Raw genomic sequence first — 23697 nt, forward strand, 5'->3', positions numbered from 1 at the left:
CCCATAGGATTGGCACCGAAACCTACACACTCACCACCCCCAGAGGATCGCCGCATGCCTGGCATCACGCGCGAGGAGGTCGCCCACCTCGCTCGGCTGGCACGTCTGGAGCTGAAGAGCGAAGAGCTCGACCACTTCGCAGGACAGCTCGACGACATCATCGGCGCGGTCGCCCGCGTTTCCGAGGTCGCCGACCAAGACGTCCCGCCGACCTCCCACCCGCTGCCGCTGACGAACGTCATGCGCGCGGACGAGGTCCGTCCGTCGCTCACCCCCGAGCAGGCGCTTTCCGGCGCTCCCGCCCAGGAGCAGCAGCGTTTCAAGGTGCCGCAGATCCTGGGGGAGGACTAATCATCATGATCGACATCATCAGGCTCACGGCCGCCCAGACCGCCGAGAAGATCGCCTCCGGCGAACTGACGGCCGTCGAGGTCACCGAGGCCCACCTGGCCCGCATCGACGCCACCGACGAGAAGGTCCACGCCTTCCTGCACGTCGACCGCGAAGGCGCCCTCGCCCAGGCCCGCGCCGTAGACGCCAAGCGCGAGGCCGGCGAGAAGCTCGGCCCGCTGGCCGGCGTCCCGCTCGCCCTCAAGGACATCTTCACCACCGTCGGGGTCCCGACCACCGTCGGTTCGAAGATCCTCGAAGGCTGGATCCCGCCGTACGACGCCACCCTGACGCGCAAGCTGAAGGAAGCCGACGTCGTCATCCTCGGCAAGACCAACATGGACGAGTTCGCCATGGGGTCCTCCACCGAGAACAGCGCCTACGGCCCCACCGGCAACCCCTGGGACCTCACCCGCATCCCCGGCGGCTCGGGCGGCGGCAGCGCGGCGGCCCTCGCCGCGTTCCAGGCCCCCCTGGCCATCGGCACGGACACCGGCGGTTCCATCCGTCAGCCCGCCGCCGTCACCGGCACCGTCGGCGTGAAGCCCACGTACGGCGGCGTCTCCCGCTACGGCATGGTGGCGTTCTCGTCCTCCCTCGACCAGGGCGGCCCGTGCGCCCGTACGGTCCTGGACGCGGCGCTCCTGCACGAGGTCATCGCCGGCCACGACCCGCTGGACTCCACCTCCATCGACGCCCCGGTCCCGCCGGTCGTCGAGGCGGCCCGCAACGGCTCCGTCGCCGGCATGCGCGTCGGTGTCGTCAAGCAGTTCGCCGGCGAGGGCTACCAGGCCGGCGTCGTCCAGCGCTTCAACGAGTCCGTCGAGCTCCTCAAGGAGCTCGGCGCCGAGATCGTCGAGCTGGACTGTCCGTCCTTCGACCTCGCGATGGCCGCGTACTACCTGATCGCGCCGTCCGAGTGCTCCTCCAACCTCGCCCGCTTCGACGCCATGCGCTACGGCCTGCGCGTCGGCGACGACGGCACCAAGTCCGCCGAGGACGTCACCGCCCTGACCCGCGAAGCCGGCTTCGGCGACGAGGTCAAGCGTCGCATCATCCTCGGTACGTACGCGCTCAGCTCCGGCTACTACGACGCGTACTACGGCTCCGCCCAGAAGGTCCGCACGCTCATCACGAAGGACTTCGAGAAGTCCTTCGAGCAGGTCGACGTGATCGTCTCCCCGACGACCCCGACCACCGCCTTCGCCATCGGTGAGCGCACCGACGACCCGCTGGCGATGTACCTCGCGGACCTGTGCACCATCCCGACCAACCTGGCCGGCAACTCCGCCATGTCGCTCCCCTGCGGCCTGGCACCGGAGGACGGTCTTCCCGTCGGACTGCAGATCATCGCCCCTGCGATGAAGGACGACCGCCTGTACAAGGTCGGTGCCGCCGTAGAGGCCGCCTTCGTCGAGCGCTGGGGTCACCCGCTGCTTGAGGAGGCACCGTCGCTGTGAGTGGAAGCGCACTGTCCAAGGCCAAGGGCTTCAAGAAGTCCAAGTCCGGCACCTACCTGTCGATCGGCACCACCGCCTTCGGTGCCATCAGCGTGATCAAGCAGGCCCGCAAGGCCCGCACCGAGCACGACACGCTGCAGCTGGTCGACGCCGTCGTGTCCGCCGCCGCCATCGTCACCGGCCTCGCGATCCTGTACCGCGAGCTGAAGCGCCTGGGCAACGACGACGTCCTGCTGGGCTGAGAGGGAAAGTTTCACCGTGACCACCTTCACCGAACTGCTGTCGTACGAGGACGCCCTCGCGTCGTACGACCCCGTCATGGGCCTTGAGGTCCATGTCGAGCTCGGCACCAAGACCAAGATGTTCTGCGGCTGTTCCACCGAGCTGGGCGCCGAGCCCAACTCGCAGACCTGCCCGACCTGCCTCGGTCTGCCCGGCTCCCTCCCGGTCGTCAACGCGATCGGCGTCGAGTCGGCCGTCAAGATCGGTCTCGCGCTGAACTGCGAGATCGCCGAATGGTGCCGCTTCGCCCGGAAGAACTACTTCTATCCGGACATGCCGAAGAACTTCCAGACCTCCCAGTACGACGAGCCGATCGCCTTCAACGGCTACCTCGACGTCCAGCTGGAGGACGGCGAGATCTTCCGCGTGGAGATCGAGCGCGCCCACATGGAGGAGGACACCGGCAAGTCGCTGCACGTCGGCGGCGCCACCGGCCGTATCCACGGCGCGTCCCACTCCCTGCTGGACTACAACCGCGCCGGCATCCCGCTCATCGAGATCGTCACCAAGCCCATCGAGGGCGCGGGCGAGCGGGCCCCCGAGGTCGCCAAGGCGTACGTCGCCGAGCTGCGCGAGGTCATCAAGGCGCTCGGCGTCTCCGAGGCCCGCATGGACAAGGGCCAGATGCGCTGCGACGTCAACCTGTCGCTGCGCCCGAGCCCCGAGGCGCCGTTCGGCACCCGCTCGGAGACCAAGAACGTCAACTCCCTGCGCTCCGTCGAGCGCGCGGCCCGCTTCGAGATCCAGCGCCACGCGGCGGTGCTCTCGTCCGGCGGTTCGATCGTGCAGGAGACCCGGCACTTCCACGAGGAGGACGGCTCCACCACGGCCGGCCGCATCAAGGACAACGCCGAGGACTACCGGTACTTCCCGGAGCCCGACCTCGTGCCCGTCGCCCCGGCCCGCGAGTGGGTCGAGGAGCTGCGCGCCGCGCTGCCCGAGATGCCGCGCGTACGCCGCAACCGACTCCGTGAGGAGTGGGGCGTCAACGAGCACGACATGCAGTCGATCCTCAACGCGGGCGCCGTGGACTCCATCGTCGCCACCATCGAGGAAGGCGCCGACTCGGCCGCCGCCCGCAAGTGGTGGATGGGCGAGCTGGCGCGCAACGCCAACGAGCAGGGCGTCTCGGTCGACGAGCTGCCGATCACCCCGGCCCAGGTCGCGCGCGTCGCGGCCCTGGTCGCGGACGGTTCGCTCAACGACAAGCTGGCCCGCCAGGTCATCGAGGGCGTCCTCGCCGGCGAGGGCACCCCGGACGAGGTCGTCGAGAAGCGCGGCCTGAAGGTCGTCTCGGACGAGGGCGCGCTCGGCGCGGCCGTGGACGAGGCCATCGCGGGCAACGCGGCCATCGCCGACAAGATCCGCGGCGGCAAGATCGCCGCCGTCGGCGCCCTGGTCGGCGCGGTCATGAAGACCACCCGCGGCCAGGCCGACGCGGCCCGCGTCAAGGAACTGATCCTGGAGCGCCTGGGCGTCTCCGAGGGCTGATCCCGGCGTCGCCGACGAACGAACAACGAGAGTGGCCCGCACCGGGACGTCGGTGCGGGCCGCTTTCGTGTGGGGACGCGGGCCTCAGCGCGCGGCCGGGGGGTGGAGGAAGGCCAGGCGGGCGCGCTTGGCCGGGAGGTAGACCTCCGGCAGGTCGATCTCGGGGAGTTCGATCTCCGGGCCGAGCTCGAAGCCGGTGCGCTCCAGCAGGGCGATCGCCTTCGCGTTGCGCGCGTCCGGTTCGCCGACGATCCGGCGGGTGGCCGGGTCCGAGAAGACGAACGCGATGAAGGCGGTCAACAGGCCGGCGGTGAAACCGCGTTCGGCGGCGCCCTTGGTCGGGGCGATCAGCAGGTGCACGCCGACGTCCCCGGGCCGGACCTCGTAGCACTCGCTGACGCGGTCCTCGGCGCAGTCGTACGTCTGGAAGAGCGCGACGGGCTCGCCGTCGCGGTCGATCATGAACGCGTGGTGGGTGGTGCGGCGGTCCACGTCCTCGTAGATCTCCTGGACCAGCTCGCGGCTCGCCCCGCCCATCCCCCAGAAGCGGGCCCGCTCCTCGGTGACCCAGCTGTGGATCAGGGCCGAGTCGGCGGCGGGGTCGACGGGGGTGATGGTGACCGTGCCGAAGCCCTCGACCACGTGTCTGTACACGGGCTGACGGGTGGAGATCATGCGGTTTCCTTGGTGAGACGGGACCAGTCGGTGACGACCGGTACGAGTTCGCAGCGGGCCCAGAGCGGGAGCTGGTCGCGGTGGTGGGGCGAGCCGGTGACGCCGTCCGCGCCCAGCGGGACCACCCAGAGGCCGGCGTCGCGGTCGGCGAGGTCCCACACGTAGCGGGCCGCCGAGGCGCGGGCGAAGCGGTCGGTGAAACCGGGCACGGAGGAGGTGGCGTTGACGCAGTCGTGGTCGCCGCCCAGACCCGGCCAGTCGTCCTCGGCGTTCTCGGCGTTCCCGGCGTCCGGGGCGGGCAGGGCCTGCCAGGGCGCGAGGCGGTGTACGGAGGACCAGGCGGCGTCGGGGGCGCCGGCCGCCGCCGTCTCCTCCAGGGCGGCGCGGACGTGGGCCGCGCGGTCGAGGCCGGGGAGGAGGGGGGTGGTCAGCAGCCCTTCGAGGGCGTACCCGACGCGCGGGACGAGGTACAGCCAGGGGTGGAAGACCTCCGGGCCGCCGGGGGCGTCCGCCAGGCCCGCGAAGACGGGATCGGCGGCGAAGCGGCGTACCGTCGCCGTTCGGAACGCCGCGAAGACGGTGGCGTCCGTGCTGTCGGCCTCCATGTGCCGGTCCCAGGCCAGGAGTCGGGCGCGCAGCGCGTCGGCGGCGGGGGAGAGGCCGTCGAGGGCGGGCAGCAGGGCGAGCAGCGGTTCGGCGGAGGCCAGGTACGTGTCGCGGTGTACGTCGGCCATCGCCTTCGGGGACCAGTCCGCGGAGCCGCTGAGCAGGGCGCGGATCCGGTCGGCGCGGTGCGGCGGCGCGAACTCCACGCCGAGCGGGGAGGCGATGCCGCGCGCGTTCGCCATGACGGCGAAGCCCTGGACGGGCTCGGCGGGGGTCGGCGCCCAGCCCCGCCAGGCGTGGCGCGACTCCCAGGCGGGGACCGGGCGGAGCCGGTTCGCGGGGTCGCGCAGCGGGACGGCGCCGGCGACGCGGTGCAGGAGGCCGCCGGACGTGTCGGCGGCGTGGACGACGTTGACCGGCTCGGCCCAGCAGTCGAGGGCGCGGTCGATGTCGGCGACCGTACGGGCACGCAGCAGGGCGGGCAGGGCGGCGAAGCCGAGGTCGCGGCGGACGCGGGGCGGGTAGCGCAGGGAGAGGGTCTCCTCGTCCGCCCGGTCCGTGGAGCAGGCCCCGTCCGTGGAGTCGTTCCCGGGCGCGTCGCCGTCGGTGGGCTCGCCGCCTACGACGATCGGGCCGCGGGCCGTCTCCAGGACCTCGACCTCCTCGTCCGGGGCGCCGGCCACGGTGATGGTCTCGGTGTGGCGGGTGACGGGTTCCCAGACGCCGTCGGGGCCCAGGGCTTCGATGCCGGCGCCGTCGGCGGTGGGCCGCAGCCGCTCCACGTAGAGGTCCTGGTAGTCGGCCATCGCGTTGGTGATGGCCCAGGCGGCGGTGCCGGTGTGGCCGAAGTGGCCGAGGCCGGGGACGCCGGGGACGGCCAGGCCGAGGACGTCGTAGTCCGGGCAGGAGAGACGTATCTGCTGGTAGACGCCCGGGTCTTCGATGAAGCGGTGCGGGTCGCCGGCGATGATCGCCGCGCCGCTCGCGGTCCGGTCCCCGGGGACCAGCCAGCCGTTGCTGCCGGCGGTGCCGGGGCCGTCGGTGGCGAAGAGGGTCGCGGCCTCGTCGCCCAGGGCGCGGGCGACGCGCTCGCGCCAGAGCTTGGTGGGGAGTCCGGTGAACAGGATGTGGGTGCCGATCCAGATGGACAGCGGGACCCAGGGTTCCCAGGGGGTGGGGGTGTGGCCGCTGCGCGCGAAGCGCTCGTCACGGGCGGCGCCGTCGGCCAGGCCGGAGTTGACGCCGTCGACGTAGGCGCCGACCCAGGCGGCGGTGTCCGGGTCGTCGGCGAGCAGGGTCTCGTGGCAGAGGCGGGCGGTGTCGTCGAGGCGGGCCCGGCGGGCGAAGCGGTCCCAGGCGAGGGACTCGATCCCGAGGAACGCGGCGCTGGAGCCCTGGGCGCGGTGCCGTTCGACCTCCAACTGCCAGGCGCGGTCCAGGGCGGTGACGCGGCCTTGGGCGTAGGCGAGGTGGAGCGGGTCGGAGGCACGGAGGTGCGGGATGCCCCAGCTGTCGCGATAGACCTCGTAGGCCTCGGTAGTCACACTGCTCACACTCTTCCCCGAGAAGATTAGGTTAGGCTGGCCTAACTATAAGGGTGCTCGGGGGGAATGCGCGGTGGGCGGGGGTCAGGCCCCCGTGGAGCCGTCGATGGCCTCGCGCAGGAAGTCGGCGTGGCCGTTGTGGCGGGCGTACTCGTGGATCATGTGGAGCATCACGAGCCGCAACGAGGCCTCCTTCTCCCACTTGGGGACGTACGCCGTCACCTCCAGCGACGCGGCGGCGGCCTCGACGGAGCGGGAGTGCTCCACCTCCGCCTCCCACGCCGCGAAGGCCTCGGCGCGCGTGGCGCCGGTGGCGTCGTAGGCGGCCTGGAAGTCGTGGCGGTCCGACCACAGGTGGGGCACGTCCGCCCCGCCGACGGTGCGGCGGAACCAGTGCCGCTCCACCTCCGCCATGTGCCGGACCAGGCCCAGCAGGGACAGGGTGGACGGCGGAGAGGCCGGGCGGCGCAGCTCCTCGTCGCCGAGTCCCTCGCACTTCCAGGCGAGGGTGGCACGGTGGAAGTCGAGGTAGGCGCGGAGGGTTTCGCGCTCGGCCCCGGTCAGGGGCGGTCCGATGCGTTCCATGGCCCCGATCCTGCCGCCTCGCGCCCGGCCACGGAAGGTTGCCGACCCCGCCTCAGGCGCCCGGCAGCTGCCGGACGTACGGGATCGTGACGCCCAGCACGCCGAAGCCCAGCCGCTCCAGGATGGGCCGGCTGTCGTCCGACGCGTCCACCTGGAGGTACGGGATCCCCCGCTCGGCCGCCACGCGGGCCCGGTGGGCCACCAGCAGGCGGTAGATGCCGCGACCGCGCCACTGCGGGGCCGTGCCGCCGCCCCACAGCCCGGCGAAGGGGCTGCCCGGCCGCATCTCCATGCGGGCCGCGCTCACCGGGACCTCCCCGGCCATCGCGACCACGGCCTCGATGGTCTCCGGCTCGTCGCGCAGCAGGCTGAGCATCTGCTGCCGGATCCGGGGCCGCTCCGTGCCGAAGGCCCTGTGGTGGACGTCCATCATCAGGTCCACCCCGGCCTCGTCCCGGACCACCCGCAGGGTGATCCCCTCCGGCGGCTCCACCGGCAGGGCGGCCAGGTCGGACGTCCGCGCGACCATCAGCGTCTCGGGCGGCTCCGGCTCGAAGCCCGCCGCGCGCAGCCGGTCCCCGAGGTCGGCCGGGCGGTCGTGGGAGTACAGCTTCCACTCGAACTCCGCGCCGCCCTCCTCGCCTCGGCGCGCCCCGAAGTACGCCACCTGCGCCGCGATCTCCGCGTCCGCCGTCTCCTCGTCGAGGTCGGACCAGAGCACGCCGTTCCAGCCGAGCCCGGTCACGGTCTGGCGTACCACCCGGCCCACCCGCTCCACGCGCGCGTTCGCGGCGTCGGGAACCGCGTCCCGCCGCATCAGGGCGTCGTAGTGGTCACGGACCTTCAAGAGCTCGTCATGATCCATCGTCATGCGACCCAGCTCACCAGCCGCCCGACCACCCCCACAACTGCATTAATCTCGCCCTGTGAACGATGACACCCCCATCCACACCGGCAAGGCCACCCCAGACGCCGCCGCCGACCGGGGCTGGCTCCTCGGCCACTTCAAGGCCCCCGGCGATCCCCGCCACAGCGAGGACGTGGAGATCAAGTGGGGCGTCCACCCCAAAGGCGAGGAACGCGAGCGCTGGGTGACCGGCGAGCAGCGCACCGCGCTCCAGGTGCTCATCAGCGGCCGCTTCCGGCTGGAGTTCCCCGACCGCACCGTCGTCCTCGCCGAACAGGGCGACTACGTCGTCTGGGGACGCGGCGTCGACCACTCCTGGTACGCCGAGGAGGACACGGTCGTCCTCACCGTCCGCTGGCCCTCCGTCCCCGGGTACCGGGCTGATCAGCCCCTGTGACGATCCCCACGAAAGCCGCCAACGATCACCAAACGCTGAGATCGTGGCATTGAGGTGTAGATCGGCCCAGGCCGCTCCACGACATCTCGGGTGCACCCCCACCCGAGTCCACAAGTTCAAGCGTTCAAGCGTTCTTTGCGTCGGGCCATCCCCGGTGAAGATCCGAACCACCAGGGAGCACGTCCGTTGGCAGCAATCGCACGGTGGTGCATGCGGCATCGACTCGTCACCGTCCTGATCTGGTTGCTCGCCCTCGGCGCCACAGCCGCGACGGCCACCGCCGCCGGCAGCGCGTTCTCCAACGACTACGAGGTCCCCGGCACCGAGTCCAGCAAGGCCCACGCCCTGCTGCGCGACGGCTTCCACGGCCAGGGCGGCGACACCGACACCATCGTGTGGCGGACCCCGGAGCACCAGACGGCGCGCACCCCCGACGTGGAACGGCGCATGACCCGGGCCCTGGAAGAGGTCGCCGCCCTCCCCGGCGTCGGCAGCGTCAGCGGCCCCTACGACCCGGGCCCCGCCGGCGCCGCGCAGATCAGCCGCGACGGGCGCACCGCCTACGCCGTCGTCACCTTCGACCGGCCGGCCGACGCCGTCCCCAAGGAACAGGCCAAAGCCGTCGTCGACGCGGCCCGCAACCCCACCACCCGGGCCGACGGCCTCCAGGTCGAACTCGGCGGCCGCGCGATCGGCCTGACCGAGGCACCCAGCGCCCACCTCGCCGAGGTCATCGGCGTGGCCATCGCCGCCCTCGTCCTCTTCCTGGCCTTCGGCTCGCTCGCCGCGAGCCTGCTGCCCATCGCGACCGCGCTCGTCAGCGTCGGCAGCGCCTACTTCGGCATCACCCTCCTCGGGCACGCCATGCCCGTCGCCGACTTCGCCCCGATGCTCGGCACCCTCGTCGGCCTCGGCGTCGGCATCGACTACGCCCTCTTCATCGTCACCCGGCACCGCAAGGGCCTGGCCCGGGGGCTGACGGTCGAGGAGGCCGCCGAGAGCGCCGTCGCCACCACCGGTCGGGCCGTCGTCTTCGCCGGAGCCACCGTCTGCATCGCCCTGCTCGGCATGCTGGTCCTGCGGTTGAACTTCCTGGGCGGCGTCGCGACAGCCGCCTCCCTCACCGTCATCCTGACCGTGGCCGCCTCGGTGACCCTCCTGCCGGCCCTGCTCTCGTACATCGGCACGCGCGCCCTCTCGCGTCGGGAACGCCGCCGGCTCGCCGCCGAAGGCCCCCGGCCCGAGACCCCGACCGGGTTCGCCGCCCGCTGGTCGGCCTTCGTGGAACGCCGGCCCAAGCTGCTCGGACTCCTCGCCACCGCCGTCATGGTGGTGCTCGCGCTGCCCACCTTCTTCCTCCACCTCGGCACCTCCGACCAGGGCAACAACCCGGCCGGCTCCACCACCCGCAAGGCCTACGACCTGCTCGCCGACGGCTTCGGACCGGGCGTGAACGGCCCGCTCACCGTCGTGGCCCGCCTCGACGGCGCCGGCGACCGCGTCGCCGTCGACCGGCTCGCCGAAGCGCTGCGCACCACCGACGGCGTCGCCTCCGCCGGCCCCGCCGTCTTCAACCGCAGCGGGGACACCGCCGTCCTGACCGTCGTCCCGGAGTCGGCGCCGCAGTCCCGGGCCACGAGCGAACTGGTCGACCGGTTGCGCGAACAGGTCATCCCGCCCCTCACCCGGGGCGGTCCCGAGCAGGTCCACGTCGGTGGCGTGACGGCCGGCTACGACGACTTCGCCGAGGTGATCATCGGCAAGCTGCCGCTGTTCGTCGGGGTGGTCATCGCCCTCGGCTGTGTCCTGCTGCTGTTGGCGTTCCGTTCCCTCGGCATCCCGCTCAAGGCCGCCGCCATGAACGTCGCCGCCGTCGCCTCGTCCTTCGGCGTGGTCGTCGCGGTCTTCCAGTGGGGCTGGGGGAGCGAACCCCTGGGACTGGGCAGCGCGGGCCCGATCGAACCCTTCCTCCCGGTCATCATGGTCTCGGTGCTCTTCGGGCTGTCCATGGACTACCAGGTCTTCCTGGTCAGCCGGATGTACGAGGAGTGGTTGGAGACCGGCGACAACAAGCGGGCCGTCCGCGTCGGCCTCGCCGAGACCAGCCGCGTGATCAACTCGGCGGCCGTCATCATGATCTCCGTGTTCCTGGCCTTCGTCCTCAGCGGGGACCGGATCATCGCGATGTTCGGGATCGCGCTGGCCGTGGCCGTGGCCCTCGACGCCTTCGTCCTGCGGACCCTGCTCGTACCCGCCCTCATGCACCTGCTCGGCGGGGCGAACTGGTGGATCCCCCGCTGGCTGGACCGCAGGCTGCCCCGCATCAGCATCGAACCCCCGGAGCGCCGCCCCGCCCCGCCGCTCCCGGCGCCCCGGCCGGCCACCGACCAGGCGGAAGCAGCCCCGGCGTCCCGCTGACCGGCCGGGCCGCCGCGGCGGCTTCCGCCTGGTCGGCAGCCCTGCGGCCCCCGGCCGTGCGCGCACCGCGAGCCTTCTCAGGAACCTCTCAGAAAGGCCGCCTACGGTGCCCCGCATGGACACCAAGAAGAGCCTCGCCCCGACCGCCCCCGAGGCGGACGCCGTCGAGGACGCGTCGACCGCCGTACCCCCCACCGCCGACGAGACCACGGCGACCGACGCCCCGGCCGAGGCCGCCGCGAGCGAGGCGACGGACGCGCCGGCCGACGCGACCGACGGGGACGAGGCGACCGACGGGGACGACGACTTCGACGACCTCACCGACGAAGCCCCCGCGCAGGGCTCCGACGTCGGCTCCGGGGCCGCCGCCATCGTCGCCGCCGGGCTGGGCCTCGTCGCCCTCAGCGGAACCTGGGTGTCCCGCGTCATCGCCGAGCGCCAGACGCTCATCGGCCAGATCGAGTCCGTCAGCGCGACCACCGCCAAGGAGAAGATCGCCGCCCTGTACGGCGACGCCTGGCACATGACCGCACTGGTCAACGGCGTCGTCGCCACCGTCGCCCTCCTGATCGCCGCCTTCGTCCTGGCCCGCCCCGCCTTCGGCGCCCCCGGCCGGGTCCTGCCCACCTGGGTCCGGGCCGTCTCCTGGGCCGGCGTCGCGCTCGGCCTGATCGGTGTCCTGCTGTTCGGCTTCATGTACTTCGACCTCCTCGTTCCCCTCCCGACGGCCGCCGAATAGGCACCGCCTTAGGTCGTACCGGCCCGACCGGGGGACCGTAGGCCCCCGCCTAAGGACCCCCGGCCCGCGGACATGCGGCATGCGCCCGATGTGGCGGACCCCTCTGGGAAGCGAATCTTGGATCACACCGAACGAGGTGCCCGAGAAACACCACCAGGGAGTACGAGATGTTCGAGTACGAGATGGCCACCGCCCGCCGCGCCGACCTCATCCGCGAGGCCGACCGGTACCGGATGGTCCGCGAGGCCCGGAAGGCGCTGCGCGCCTCCGCCCGCCGCCAGGAACCCGAGAGTGCGGTGAGAGGGAACCGCCTCCGCTTCACCCGGGCCGCGTGACCCGCCCCGCCGCGCACGGCGACTGATCCGACATGACGAGCACATCGAAATCGAGTGCCGGAGCCCCGGACTCCTGTGCGATGCTCGGCGGCGTGGAGACCAGATCTGTCAGCCCGGTGTTCGTCGGCCGAGCCGACGAACTGGCCGTACTCCTCGACGCCCTGACCCGCGCGGCGGACGGGGAACCGCAGGCCCTGCTCATCGGGGGAGAGGCCGGGGTCGGCAAGACCCGGCTCACCGAGGAGTTCCTGTGCGAGGCCGACCGCCGCGGCGCGGTCGTCGCCGTCGGAGGCTGTGTGGAGATCGGGGCGGAGGGACTTCCCTTCGCCCCCTTCTCGACCGCCCTGCGCGCCCTGCTCCGCCGCCTCCCCGACCAGCTCGCGGCAGCCGCGGCCGGCCAGGAGGACGAACTCGCCCGCATCCTCCCCGAACTCGGCGAGACCCCGCGCGGCCCCCACGATGAGGAGAGCACCGCCCGGCTCTTCGAACTGACGGCCCGGATGCTGGAACGGCTCGCCGCCGACCGCACCGTCGTCCTCGTCCTGGAAGACCTCCACTGGGCGGACACCTCCACCCGGCACCTGCTCGCCTACCTCCTGCGCACCCTCGGCAGCGGCCGCCTCGTCGTCGTCGCCACCTACCGGGCCGACGACATCCACCGCCGCCACCCGCTGCGCCCCCTGCTCGCCGAACTCGACCGGCTCCGCACCGTCCGGCGCATCGAACTGTCCCGCTTCAACCGGGCCGAGGTACGCCGCCAACTCGCCGGGATCCTCGCCTCGCAGCCCGAGGAATCCTTCGTCGACTCCGTCTTCGACCGCTCCGACGGCAACGCCTTCTTCGTCGAGGAACTCGTCGCCTCCCGGGAGAGCGGCTGCCGCACCGGCCTCACCGAATCCCTGCGCGACCTGCTCCTCGTCCGCGTCGAGGTGCTTCCCGACGCCGCCCAGCGCGTCGTGCGCACCGTCGCCGAGGGCGGCTCCACCGTCGAGTACCCGCTGCTGCGCGCCGTCGCCCGGCTCGGCGAGGACGAACTGATCGAGGCGCTGCGGGCCGCCGTGGGCGCCAACATCCTCCTCGCCACCGCGGACGGCGACGGCTACCGCTTCCGCCACTCCCTCGTTCGCGAGGCCGTCAGCGACGACCTGCTGCCGGGCGAGCGCGCCCGCGTCAACCGCCGCTACGCCGAGGCCATGGAGGAAGACGAGTCCCTCGTCCGCGCAGAGGAGCGGGTCATCCGGCTGGCCAACTACTGGTACGCCGCCAACGACCCCGCCAAGGCGCTGCCCGCCGTCCTCGCGGCTTCCGTGACCGCCCGCCGCCGGCACGCCTACTCCGAACAGCTGAGCCTGCTGGAACGCGCCCTGGACCTGTGGGAGAGCGTCCCGGGTGAGGTCCACGCGAGCCTGCGCCCGGTGGACTACACCGAGGCGTACCCGCACTGCGGCCGCGACCCCGAGAGCTCGCTCCACCGCATCGACCTGCTGGCCGAGGCCACCGTCGCCGCCCGCTTCGGCGGCGAACGCGAACGCGCCCTCAAACTCACCAAGCTCGCCCTGCGCATGCTGGAAGACGACGGCGGAGGCCCGCTGCGCGCCGCCTGGTTCTGGATCGAACGCTCCCGCCTGGTCGCCGGCCTCGGCCGCGGCGACGGCTGGACGGAGATCGCCACCGCGCAGGACCTGGTCAAGGGACTGCCCCCGTCCGAGGTGCACGCCGACGTCCTCGTCCGCGCGGCCGGCTGGGGCATGCTCCACCAGCCGGGCCCCGACAACATGGCCGCCGCCCAACGCGCCGTCGAGTACGCGCGGATGGTCGGCGCGGAGGAGACCGAACTCAACGCCCGGATCACCGTGGCCAGTCTGCTCACGGACGTCGGCGACCCGGAGGGCGGCCTGACCGAATTCCACGCCGTGATCGCACGGGCGGCCGAACTCGGACTCGTCGTGATAGCGGGACGCGCTCACATCAACCTCAGCTCTCAACTCGAAGCATTGGGCCGGTCCCAAGAAGCCGTGGAAGCGGCCGAACAAGGGGTCGAACTCATCGGCAGGGCCCGACTGCTGGACACCGAGGCCTGGGTCCGCGGCAACCTGGCCGAGAGCCTCTACAGCCTCGGCCGCTGGGACGAGGCGGCCGAGGCGGCCCGACGCACCCTGCACGTCGGCCAGAGCGCCGCGACCCGGGGCGCCGGCGCCGCCCGCCTGGCCTACCTGGCCCTGGCCCGCGGCGAACTCACCGAGGCCGCCCAGCAACTCGCCGCCGCCCACGCCCACTTCGGCGACCACGACAGCCAGCCCCAGCACCGGCTGCCGCTGTACCGCCTCGCCATCGGCGTCGCCGAGGGAGAGGGCCGCATCGCCGACGTCCGCGCCGAGACCGCCGACGCCATCGCCTACGGCTTCGCCCTCGGCCAACACCGCTACGCGTGGCCCCTGCTGCTGGCCTCCGCCTCGGCCGAGGCCGACGCCCGGGGCCTGCCCACCGCCGACGCCGGCCGCGCCGCCGCCCTGGAGGCACTGCGCACCGCCGCCCGCACCCTGGCGACCCCGGTCCCGGTGTGGACGGCCCACGCCGAGTACCTACGGGCCGAACTGCTCCGCGCCGAGGCCCGCGACACCATCGCCGACTGGACCGCCGTCGAGGCGGCCGTCCGCCCCCTGGACCGCCCCTACCTGCTGGCGCGGGCCCGCCACCGGCTGGCAGAGGCCATGCTCGCCGGCGGCGGCGACCGCGAAGCGGCGGCGCACCTGCTCCGAGACGCCCACGCCACCGCCGACCGGCTCGGCTCCCGCCGGTTGGGCGAGGACCTGGCACTCCTCGCCCAACGCGCCCGGCTCCCGCTGCTCCCCGACGCCGACCGCCCGACCGCGCCCGTGCCGGAATCGGACCCGGCCGAGGCCCTGGGCCTGACCGGTCGCGAGCGGGAGGTCCTGTGCCTGGTCGCGGCGGGCAGCACCAACCGTCAGATCGCGGAGGAACTCTTCATCTCCCCGAAGACGGCCAGCGTCCACGTTTCGAACATCCTGGCCAAGCTGGGTGTCGCCGGCCGCGGCGAGGCGGCCGCCCTCGCCCACCGCCTGCGCCTGTTCACCCCCCTCGGCCCACAGCCCCCCGCCTCCGCCGGAAGCCGGCAGCCGACCCGAGACCGGGGCGCCCAGGCAGTGCCGTCCTAGGGGCGCGCCTCACGGGGGCATGGCCCGTCACCGCTCGCCCGGTCAGCGCACGGTCAAGGTCAGGATCCTGTCGTCGCCCTCCTGCGGCGATCCGCGCCCGTCCGTCTCGCTCGTGACCAGCAGCATCCGGTCGCCGTCGAGCGGCACCACCGTGCGCAGCCGCCCGTACCTGCCCTCCAGGAAGGCCTCCGGCTCCGCCACCGGCGCCGTCCCGTTCAGCGGCACCCGCCACAGGCGCTCGCCCTTCAGGCCGGCCAGCCAGATCGACCCCTGGGCCCAGGCGATCCCGCTCGGCGAGGCCTCGTCCGGCTTCCAGACGGCGACCGGATCACGGAAACCGGCTCTGCCGCCCTTCCCCTCCACCTCGGGCCAGCCGTAGTTGCCGCCGGGCTCGATGACGTTGAGCTCGTCCCACGTGTTCTGTCCGAACTCCGCCGCCCACAGGCGCTTGTCCTTGTCCCAGGCCAGCCCCTGCACATTGCGGTGCCCGATCGAGTAGACGACGGAATCCGCCTCCGGATTGCCGTGCACCGGCCGGCCGTCCGGGGTCATCCGCAGGATCTTCCCGCCCAGGGACTTCGGATCCTGCGCCAGCCCCTTGTCACCGGTCTCGCCCGTCCCGACGTAGAGCATCTTGTCCGGGCCGAAGGCGATCCGGCCGCCGTTGTGGATGAATCCCTTGGGGATGCCCCGCAACACCGTGTCCGGGGCGCCCAGTTGCTGCCCGGGAGCCCGCTGTTCGTCATAGCGCAGGCGGGCGACGCGGTTGTCGGACTCGGTCGTGAAGTACACGTACACGAGGCGGTCCGAGGCGAAGTTCGGCGAGAGCGCCAGGCCGAGCAGCCCGCCCTCCCCGCCCGGCGCCACCCCGGGCACCCTGCCGATCTGCGTGACCGCCCCGGAGCCCGCCGCGATCCGGCTGACGGTGCCCTTGTCTCGCGAGGCGACCAGCAGGTCCCCTCCGGGCAGCGGCGCCACTCCCCACGGGGACTCCAGCCCCTTGGCGACCTCCCCGGCCACCGTCACCGACCCCTTGGCGGGCGGCGCCGGCGCCCGCGCGGCACCCGCCGTTCCCGACGCGGCCGGGGACGCCGCCCCGGGAGGGGGTGAACCCGGCGGGGAACCGCTCGGCCCCGCCCCGGCGCCGCCGGCCGAGCACCCCGTCACCAGCAGGGCGAAGCACCCCGCCACCGCGAGCACCGCCGGACCGCCCCGGCGCCCCGCGCGCCAAGCCCCGTACCGCTCTCCGTACCGCTCCGCGTACCGCTCTCCGTACCGCATCTCCGTGCTCCCCCGTCCGATCCTCCGATGTCCCTTCCACCCGACTCAACACTTCGGGCCCTCCACCAAGTTCCACCGCTCGTACACCCGATCGAGTGGTTGTCGCTCTCAGTCCCAGGCTCCCACCGCCGGCGGGAGCCCCGCTATCTCCGCCAGATCCGCCCCCGAGAGCCGCACCTCCGCCGCCCGCGCGTTCTCCTCCGCCCAGCCGGCCCGCTCCGCCCCCGGAACCGGCACCACGTGCGGCCCCTGCGCCAGGACCCACGCCAGCGCCACCTGCGCCGCCGTGACCTGCGGCCCGTGCCGCCGCGCCACCCGCCGAAGCCCCGCCACCAGCACCTGGTTCGAGGCCATCGCGTCCGCCGTGAACCTCGGGTGCCGCGCCCGCACGTCGGCCTCCTCGAACCCCTGCCCCGGCGTCAGCGTCCCGGTCAGGAACCCGCTCCCCAGCGGCATCGCCGCCAACATCCCCACCCCCCGCGCCGCGCACCAGGGCAGCAACTGCCACGCCGCCTCCGGTGACCACACCGACAGCTCGGCCTGCACCGCCGTCACCGGGAACACCTGCTGCACCCGCTCCAGCTGCCGCAGCGTCGACCGGTACGCCCGGTCCCCCCGCCGCCCCGCCCCCGGCCCGGCCCCCGCGCCCAGCGCGCAGAACCCGAGGGCCCGCACCTTCCCCGCCCCCACCAGCTCCGCCATGGCCCCCCAGGTCTCCTCCACCGGCACCTCCGGATCGACCCGGTGCAACTGGTACAGGTCGATCACGTCGGTCCGCAGCCGCCGCAGCGAGGCGTCACAGGCCCGCCGTACGTACCCCGGCCGCCCGTCGGCCACCACGTGCTGCTCACCCGCCCGCAGCCCCACCTTGGCGGAGACGAAGGCCTCGGCCCGCCGCTCCCGGAGCACCCGCCCCACCACCAGCTCGTTGGTGAACGGGCCGTACAGGTCGGCCGTGTCCAGCAGGTTCGCCCCCAGGTCCAGCGCCCGGTGCACGGTACGCAGCGACTCCTCGCCGCGCCGGCGGGACGGTGCGTAGGCCCAGCTCATCGGCATGCAGCCGAGCCCGATGGCCCCCACCGTCAGCGGTCCCGCCCCGATCGACCTGCGCTCCACCCCTGCGTCCCCCTCCCGGTCCGGCCCTCAAACTAACGGCTTGATCCAGTTCCCTTCGCATAGCCTCGTGATCATGACCGTAACGACCGGGGACGTCTGGCTCCCCTTCCCCGCGGGCGAGATCGACGGTCTCCCCGATTCCTTCCGCTACCGGCAGTGGGACGGCGAGGACGCCTTCCCGGCCGACCCGGCCGACTGCGTCTTCTACGTCACGCCGTACATGAAGTCCCAGGCCGTGACCGTTCGCCCGCTCCCGCGGATGCCGGCCCTCCAGGTCGTCCAGACCCTCACCGCGGGCATCGACCACGTCCTGGCCGGCCTCGCCGACCTGCGCCCCGGCGTCCGCCTGTGCAACGCCCGGGGCGTCCACGAGGCCAGCACCGCCGAACTCGCCCTCACCCTGATCCTCGCCTCGCTGCGCGGCATCCCGCGCATGGTGCGCGGCCAGGACCGCGAGGAGTGGCACGGCGGCTTCTACGAGGCCCTCGCCGACCGGTCCGTCCTGATCGTCGGCTACGGATCGATCGGCGCGGCGGTCGAGGACCGCCTCGCCCCCTTCGAGTGCGCACGGATCACCCGCGTCGCACGCTCGGCGCGCACCGCCCCCCACGGCCCCGTGCACGCCCTGGCCGACCTGCCCGCACTCCTCCCGGACGCGGACGTGGTGATCCTGTGCACCCCGCTGACCGAGGACACCCGGGGTCTGGCCGGATCCGACTTCCTCGGACGGATGAAGGACGGCGCCCTGTTGGTGAACGTCGCGCGCGGCCCCGTCGTCGACACCGCCGCCCTGCTCGCGGAGTTGGAGTCCGGCCGGCTGCACGCCGCACTGGACGTCACGGACCCGGAACCGCTGCCCGTCGGCCATCCCCTCTGGCATGCTCCGAATGTCTTGATCACCCCTCATGTGGGTGGCAGCAGTTCCGCGTTCGAGCCACGGGCGAAGCGTCTCGTGGCCCGCCAACTCGCCCGGTTCGCCGCTGGGCAACCGGTGGACAACACCGTGCTGATCACCGGCTGAGACGGGGGCGCACACGGTGCGCGACGGCGTATGAGCGGGCGGTGGCCGCGCCCCCTTGCGTGGTGACGGAGCGTAGAGATGCTATGTCGCTGAGTGACGAAAGTGGTGTATCGTCCGGAACAAGGGGCTGCGCCACGTACGTCTGGCGCTGGGGTGATCGGACACTTTGGGGGGCGACGGGCGATGCACGGCCAATGGACGAAGGACCCGCAGCGGCAAAGCCGCCGAAGGCGACGATGGGGTGCGCCGAAACGAGCCGGCGAGGGGGACGGGTGAGCGCCCCGGGGGCCGCGCTCCTGACCCGGTCGCCGGCCTCCGGCGGCGGCAGGGGCCTGGCGGCGCAGCTCCTCCTCGCGTTGGTGAGCGGCGGGTACGCCGTCGGGGCGGCCCTGGGTTGGGGGTCCGAGGAACTCGCCAAGATCATGGGTGACTTCGGGCTCAGCACGGCCGGCCTCCTTGCCGCCGTCTCCTGCTACCACTACGCGCGTACCATCGACCGGCGCGAGCGACCCGCCTGGCTGATGTTCGCGTTCTCCTCGCTCATGGGAGCCCTCGGCAACGCCGTCTGGGGCTGGTACGAGGTCATCCTCGACCGTCCGGTCCCGGAACCCTCGCTCGCCGACTTCGCGTTCCTCTGCTTCGCCCCGCCCGCCATCGTGGGCCTGCTCGTCCTCGCCAAGCGGCCCGTGACCAGGGCCGGCTGGGTCTGCCTGGGACTCGACTCCTGGCTCATCGGCGGCTCCCTGCTCACCCTCTCGTGGAGCCTGGCCCTCGCGAACGCCGCCCGCACCGCCCAGTCGGGCGCCCCCGGCAGCGTGCCCCGCGCGGCCCTCTCGCTCGCCTATCCGCTCCTCGACATCGCGCTCGTCTCGATGGTGCTGGTCCTGCACTTCCGCCGCTCGGCGAACAACCGCTCGGCCGTCAACACCGCCATCGCCGCCCTCGCCCTGACCGTCCTGAGCGACGCGCTCTTCACCTCCCCACTGCTCAACACCACCTACCGCTCGGGGGAGATCCTCGACGCCGGCTGGTTCGCCGGCTCGCTCCTCCTCGCCTACGCGCCCTGGGGCGCCCGTCGCGCCGAACCGGCCGGCCGGGCCGCGCCCCCGCGCGTCGACCGGCCGCACAGCCGTCCCATCACCGGATCGCTGCCCGCCCTCACGCCGTACCTCGCCGCCGCGGTCTGCACCCTCGGCATCCTCTACAACGTGGTGGACGGCAGGAAGGTCGACCGCGTGGTCGTCTTCACCGGCTGCACCGTCGTCCTCGCCCTCGTCATCCGCCAGGGCATCATGCTCCTCGACAACATCGCCCTGACCCAGGAACTGGCCCAGAAGGAGAACCACTTCCGCTCCCTGGTCCAGGGCTCCAGCGACGTGATCATGATCGCGGCGCCCACCGGCACCCTGCGTTACGTCAGCCCCGCCGCCGCCGGGGTCTACGGCCGCGACGCGGAGGAGCTGGTCGGCACGGAACTCGCCGCCCTCATCCATCCCGACGACCTCGGCCGCGTGGTCCACGAGGTACGCCGCTTCCTCGCCGCCCCGCCGGCCGAGGAGCCCACCACCCGCATCGAATGCCGCTTCCAGTCCGGCAGCGGCGAGTGGCTCAACGTGGAGTCCACCGTCAACCGTCACCAGGGCGGTCTCATCCTCAACAGCCGCGACGTCACCGAGCGGGTGCGCCTGCAGGCCCAGCTCCAGCACAGCGCCGAGCACGACCCCCTGACCGACCTGCCCAACCGGGCCCTGTTCACCCGCCGCGTCCGCCAGGCCCTGACCGGCCGCCGCGCCGGCGACCACAGCACCGCCGTGCTCTTCATCGACCTCGACGGATTCAAGGCCGTCAACGACACCATCGGCCACCAGGCGGGCGACGAACTGCTCGTCGAGGCCGCCCGCCGCCTCCAGGACGCCGTCCGGGCGGGGGACACCGCCGCCCGCCTCGGCGGCGACGAGTTCGCCGCGCTCATCCTGGGCGACGGCAGCCGCGACCGCGGCGCCCGCGAGTACCAGGTGCACGAGATCGCCGAGCGGCTGCGCGCCACGCTCTCCCAGCCCTACCGGATCGCCGGCAGCGAGGTCCGCGTCGCCGCCAGCATCGGCGTGGCCTTCGCCGACCCCGGCATCACCCCTTCGGACCTCATGCGCAACGCCGACCTCGCCATGTACCGCGCCAAGGCCGCCGGCAAGGACCGCGTCGAGCTGTACGCCCCGCAGATGCAGGCCGAGGTGGTCCGCAAGACCGAGCTCGCGGGCCGGCTGCGCACCGCGCTCCACGAGGGCGAGTTCGTCCTGCTGCACCAGCCCGTGGTGTCGCTGGCGAGCGGTGCGGTGACGGCCGTCGCCGCCCAGGCCCGCTGGCGCTCCGCCCAGGGGATCCTCTTCACACCGGCCGAGTTCCTGCGGGTGGCCGAGCACAGCGAGGGCGGCCCGTCCGGGCAGGACGCCTCGCGCGCCGCGGAACTGGGCCGTTGGCTCCTGGAGGAGGCCGTCGAGCAGGCCGCCGAGCGCCACCGCGCGGGGCACGACGTACCAGTGGCCGTACGGATGACCGCCCGGCGCCTGTTGGACCGGTCCCTGCCGCACGGGGCCGTGGAGTCCCTGCTGACCCGACACGGACTGCCGTCCGGGGCGTTGGTCCTGGAGCTCTCCGCCTCCGACCCCAGAGTGCCTTTCGACGAGCTGGAGCGGCGCCTCGCGGCCCTGCACCGGCTCGGGGTGCGCATCGCCCTGGACGGGTTCGGCAGCGGCTACGCGGCCATCAGCGCCCTCCGCCGCCTGCCGGTCGACCTGCTCAAGCTGGATCGGGGCCTGGTGGAGGGCGTGGTCGAGTCCGCCCGCCTGCACAAGATCACCGCAGGTTTGTTGCGGATCGCAAATGATTTGGGCATGCAGTCCGTGGCCGAAGGAGTGGATCTGCCCGAGCAGGTCCTGGCCCTGCGCGCCATGGGCTGCACGCACGGCCAGGGAGCGGCCTTTTCCGGCCCCCTCGACGAATACAGGCTGCGGCGCGCGCTCGTGCGAGGTACGTTCCCAGTACCGGGCGGTTCCGTCCTGCCCGCCTTGGCGGCAGGGGCGTCCGGGGGCCCGATGGTCATCCGTAGAGGCTCAAATAATGAGACGCCCGTCCCACCCGCTTGACATCCACCTCCCGCCGGAGGGAGGGTCAGTGCCATGCGCACCCGAATTCTCGTACTTGGAAAGCGCGTCGGCTGAAGCTGGGACCCACATGTCCCCGCTCGACACCACCGACGCGCTCCCCTCGCTTGCCACCCGGCACGAGGGGTTTTTTGTTGCACTGGCACACGCCCCGGGCCCTGAACCGGGGCACCCCCGCTCCTCGTAAAACCCTCAGCTTCGAGAAGAGAATGCCGATGACCGAGCAGGCCTCCGGGGCCCACCATCCGCAGCCGCGGCCCCGTACGGGCGGGCAGCAGCCCGCCGCAGTTGAGCACGTCACGGGTGCGCAGTCCCTCATCCGCTCTCTCGAAGAGGTGGGCTGCGACACCGTCTTCGGCATCCCGGGCGGCTGCATCCTCCCCGCGTACGACCCGATGATGGACAGCAAGAAGGTCCGTCACATCCTGGTCCGCCACGAGCAGGGAGCCGGCCACGCCGCCACCGGCTACGCGCAGGCCACCGGCAAGGTCGGCGTCTGCATGGCGACCTCCGGCCCGGGTGCCACGAACCTGGTCACGCCCATCGCCGACGCGCACATGGACTCCGTCCCGCTCGTCGCGATCACCGGCCAGGTCTCCTCCAAGGCGATCGGCACCGACGCCTTCCAGGAGGCGGACATCGTCGGCATCACCATGCCGATCACCAAGCACAACTTCCTGGTCACCAAGGCCGACGACATCGCGAAGACCATCGCCGAGGCCTTCCACATCGCCGCCAGCGGCCGCCCCGGCCCGGTCCTCGTCGACATCGCCAAGGACGCCCTCCAGGCGAAGACCACCTTCTCCTGGCCGCCGGCCATGGACCTGCCGGGCTACCGGCCGGTCACCAAGCCGCACGCCAAGCAGATCCGCGAGGCCGCCAAGCTCATCGTCGCGGCCAAGCGCCCGGTCCTCTACGTCGGCGGCGGCGTCATGAAGGCCGGTGCCACGGCCGAGCTGAAGGTCCTCGCCGAGCTGACCGGGGTCCCCGTCTGCACCACCCTGATGGCCCTGGGCTCCTTCCCCGACAGCCACCCGCTGCACGTCGGCATGCCGGGCATGCACGGTTCCGTCACCGGCGTCACCGCCCTGCAGAAGTCCGACCTGCTCATCGCGCTCGGCACCCGCTTCGACGACCGCGTCACCGGCAAGCTCGACAGCTTCGCCCCCTTCGCCAAGGTCATCCACGCGGACATCGACCCGGCCGAGATCGGCAAGAACCGCGAGGTCGACGTCCCGATCGTCGGTGACGCCCGCGAGGTCATCGCCGACCTGATCCAGGCCATCCAGGCCGAGCACACCGAGGGCAACACCGGCGACTACACCGCCTGGTGGAGCGACCTCAACCGCTGGCGCGAGACCTACCCCCTGGGCTACGACCTGCCCGAGGACGGCTCGCTCTCCCCCCAGCAGGTCATCGAGCGGATCGGCAAGCTCGCCCCGAAGGGCACGATCTTCACGGCCGGCGTCGGCCAGCACCAGATGTGGGCCTCCCACTTCGTCACGTACGAGGAGCCCCGCACCTGGCTGAACTCCGGCGGCGCCGGAACCATGGGCTACGCGGTCCCCGCCGCGATGGGCGCCAAGGTCGGCATGCCGGAGCGCCCCGTCTGGGCGATCGACGGCGACGGCTGCTTCCAGATGACCAATCAGGAACTCGCCACCTGCGCGCTGAACAACATCCCGATCAAGGTCGCCATCATCAACAACGGCGCCCTCGGCATGGTCCGTCAGTGGCAGACGCTGTTCTACAACCAGCGCTACTCCAACACCGTGCTGCACGCCGACGAGACCGGCCACGACACGGTGGGCTCCCAGCTCGGCGAGTCCAGCGCCCCCCGCCAGGGCACCCGCGTCCCGGACTTCGTCAAGCTGTCCGAGGCCATGGGCTGTGTCGCGCTGCGCTGCGAGGACCCGGCGGACCTCGACAAGGTCATCGCCGAGGCCAACGCGATCAACGACCGCCCGGTCGTGATCGACTTCATCGTCCACGAGGACGCCATGGTGTGGCCGATGGTCGCCGCCGGCACCTCCAACGACGAGGTCATGGCAGCCCGGGGCGTCCGTCCCGACTTCGGCGACAACGAAGACGACTGAGCCGAGAGAGCCGAAGA

General features: G+C 72.6%; 18 protein-coding genes. 12 read left to right on the forward strand and 6 right to left on the reverse strand.

What is annotated here, in order from left to right; all coding sequences use genetic code 11:
* Window positions 1-54 precede the first annotated feature (54 nt).
* The 4 genes from gatC to gatB all read left to right on the forward strand — a co-directional run bounded on the left by gatC (window position 55) and on the right by gatB (window position 3623).
* Complete coding sequence (gene gatC, locus M4D82_RS23450; protein ID WP_007266718.1) at window positions 55-351, forward strand: Asp-tRNA(Asn)/Glu-tRNA(Gln) amidotransferase subunit GatC; 297 nt, start codon at window positions 55-57, stop codon at window positions 349-351.
* 5 nt (window positions 352-356) lie between these two features.
* A complete protein-coding gene (gene gatA, locus M4D82_RS23455; RefSeq protein WP_249767926.1) occupies window positions 357-1850 on the forward strand; it encodes an Asp-tRNA(Asn)/Glu-tRNA(Gln) amidotransferase subunit GatA in 1494 nt (497 codons plus the stop codon).
* Window positions 1847-2092: a hypothetical protein gene (locus tag M4D82_RS23460; protein ID WP_249767927.1), complete on the forward strand. Its 246-nt coding sequence runs from the start codon at window positions 1847-1849 to the stop codon at window positions 2090-2092. Before gatA ends, M4D82_RS23460 begins: the two co-directional genes overlap by 4 nt.
* A gap of 76 nt (window positions 2093-2168) precedes the next feature.
* Entirely contained in the window at window positions 2169-3623 is a 1455-nt protein-coding gene (gene gatB, locus M4D82_RS23465) for an Asp-tRNA(Asn)/Glu-tRNA(Gln) amidotransferase subunit GatB (RefSeq protein WP_249772091.1), read from the forward strand.
* 84 nt (window positions 3624-3707) lie between these two features.
* Here gatB and M4D82_RS23470 read toward each other — a convergent pair whose 3' ends face one another.
* From M4D82_RS23470 to M4D82_RS23485, 4 genes are all read right to left on the reverse strand, one after another.
* Window positions 3708-4298: a GNAT family N-acetyltransferase gene (locus M4D82_RS23470; protein ID WP_249767928.1), complete on the reverse strand. Its 591-nt coding sequence runs from the start codon at window positions 4296-4298 to the stop codon at window positions 3708-3710.
* Window positions 4295-6457 carry a penicillin acylase family protein gene (locus M4D82_RS23475; RefSeq protein WP_502988988.1) on the reverse strand — a complete coding sequence of 721 codons (2163 nt, stop codon included), beginning with the start codon at window positions 6455-6457 and terminating at the stop codon, window positions 4295-4297. The genes M4D82_RS23470 and M4D82_RS23475 overlap by 4 nt, the downstream gene beginning before the upstream one ends.
* Window positions 6458-6532: 75 nt before the next feature.
* Entirely contained in the window at window positions 6533-7033 is a 501-nt protein-coding gene (locus tag M4D82_RS23480) for a DinB family protein (RefSeq protein WP_249767929.1), read from the reverse strand.
* A 52-nt stretch (window positions 7034-7085) separates the two neighbouring features.
* Complete coding sequence (locus M4D82_RS23485; RefSeq protein WP_249772095.1) at window positions 7086-7898, reverse strand: GNAT family N-acetyltransferase; 813 nt, start codon at window positions 7896-7898, stop codon at window positions 7086-7088.
* Window positions 7899-7959: 61 nt separating this feature from the next.
* Between M4D82_RS23485 and M4D82_RS23490 the strand changes: the two genes are divergently transcribed.
* The 5 genes from M4D82_RS23490 to M4D82_RS23510 all read left to right on the forward strand — a co-directional run bounded on the left by M4D82_RS23490 (window position 7960) and on the right by M4D82_RS23510 (window position 15005).
* Window positions 7960-8337 (forward strand): cupin domain-containing protein, encoded by a 378-nt coding sequence (locus M4D82_RS23490; RefSeq protein ID WP_249767930.1) that lies wholly within the window; start codon window positions 7960-7962, stop codon window positions 8335-8337.
* Window positions 8338-8523: 186 nt separating this feature from the next.
* Complete coding sequence (locus tag M4D82_RS23495) at window positions 8524-10755, forward strand: MMPL family transporter (RefSeq protein WP_249767931.1); 2232 nt, start codon at window positions 8524-8526, stop codon at window positions 10753-10755.
* Between the two features lie 115 nt (window positions 10756-10870).
* The gene (locus M4D82_RS23500; protein WP_249767932.1) at window positions 10871-11494 is read left to right on the forward strand and encodes a hypothetical protein; all 624 of its coding nucleotides are present in this window, start codon (window positions 10871-10873) and stop codon (window positions 11492-11494) included.
* 167 nt (window positions 11495-11661) lie between these two features.
* A complete protein-coding gene (locus M4D82_RS23505; RefSeq protein ID WP_249767933.1) occupies window positions 11662-11829 on the forward strand; it encodes a hypothetical protein in 168 nt (55 codons plus the stop codon).
* An 80-nt stretch (window positions 11830-11909) separates the two neighbouring features.
* Window positions 11910-15005: a helix-turn-helix transcriptional regulator gene (locus M4D82_RS23510; RefSeq protein WP_249772097.1), complete on the forward strand. Its 3096-nt coding sequence runs from the start codon at window positions 11910-11912 to the stop codon at window positions 15003-15005.
* Between the two features lie 42 nt (window positions 15006-15047).
* Here M4D82_RS23510 and M4D82_RS23515 read toward each other — a convergent pair whose 3' ends face one another.
* Together M4D82_RS23515 and M4D82_RS23520 are read right to left on the reverse strand one after the other, a co-directional pair.
* Window positions 15048-16286 carry a PQQ-dependent sugar dehydrogenase gene (locus M4D82_RS23515; protein ID WP_249767934.1) on the reverse strand — a complete coding sequence of 413 codons (1239 nt, stop codon included), beginning with the start codon at window positions 16284-16286 and terminating at the stop codon, window positions 15048-15050.
* Between the two features lie 108 nt (window positions 16287-16394).
* Complete coding sequence (locus M4D82_RS23520; protein ID WP_249767935.1) at window positions 16395-17402, reverse strand: aldo/keto reductase; 1008 nt, start codon at window positions 17400-17402, stop codon at window positions 16395-16397.
* Window positions 17403-17475: 73 nt separating this feature from the next.
* Between M4D82_RS23520 and M4D82_RS23525 the strand changes: the two genes are divergently transcribed.
* The 3 genes from M4D82_RS23525 to M4D82_RS23535 all read left to right on the forward strand — a co-directional run bounded on the left by M4D82_RS23525 (window position 17476) and on the right by M4D82_RS23535 (window position 23680).
* Window positions 17476-18423: a 2-hydroxyacid dehydrogenase gene (locus tag M4D82_RS23525; protein WP_249767936.1), complete on the forward strand. Its 948-nt coding sequence runs from the start codon at window positions 17476-17478 to the stop codon at window positions 18421-18423.
* A gap of 272 nt (window positions 18424-18695) precedes the next feature.
* Window positions 18696-21566 carry a putative bifunctional diguanylate cyclase/phosphodiesterase gene (locus M4D82_RS23530; RefSeq protein ID WP_249767937.1) on the forward strand — a complete coding sequence of 957 codons (2871 nt, stop codon included), beginning with the start codon at window positions 18696-18698 and terminating at the stop codon, window positions 21564-21566.
* A 227-nt stretch (window positions 21567-21793) separates the two neighbouring features.
* Complete coding sequence (locus M4D82_RS23535; RefSeq protein WP_249767938.1) at window positions 21794-23680, forward strand: acetolactate synthase large subunit; 1887 nt, start codon at window positions 21794-21796, stop codon at window positions 23678-23680.
* Window positions 23681-23697 lie beyond the last annotated feature (17 nt).

This window comes from Streptomyces sp. RerS4 (genome assembly GCF_023515955.1).
Lineage (GTDB): Bacteria > Actinomycetota > Actinomycetes > Streptomycetales > Streptomycetaceae > Streptomyces.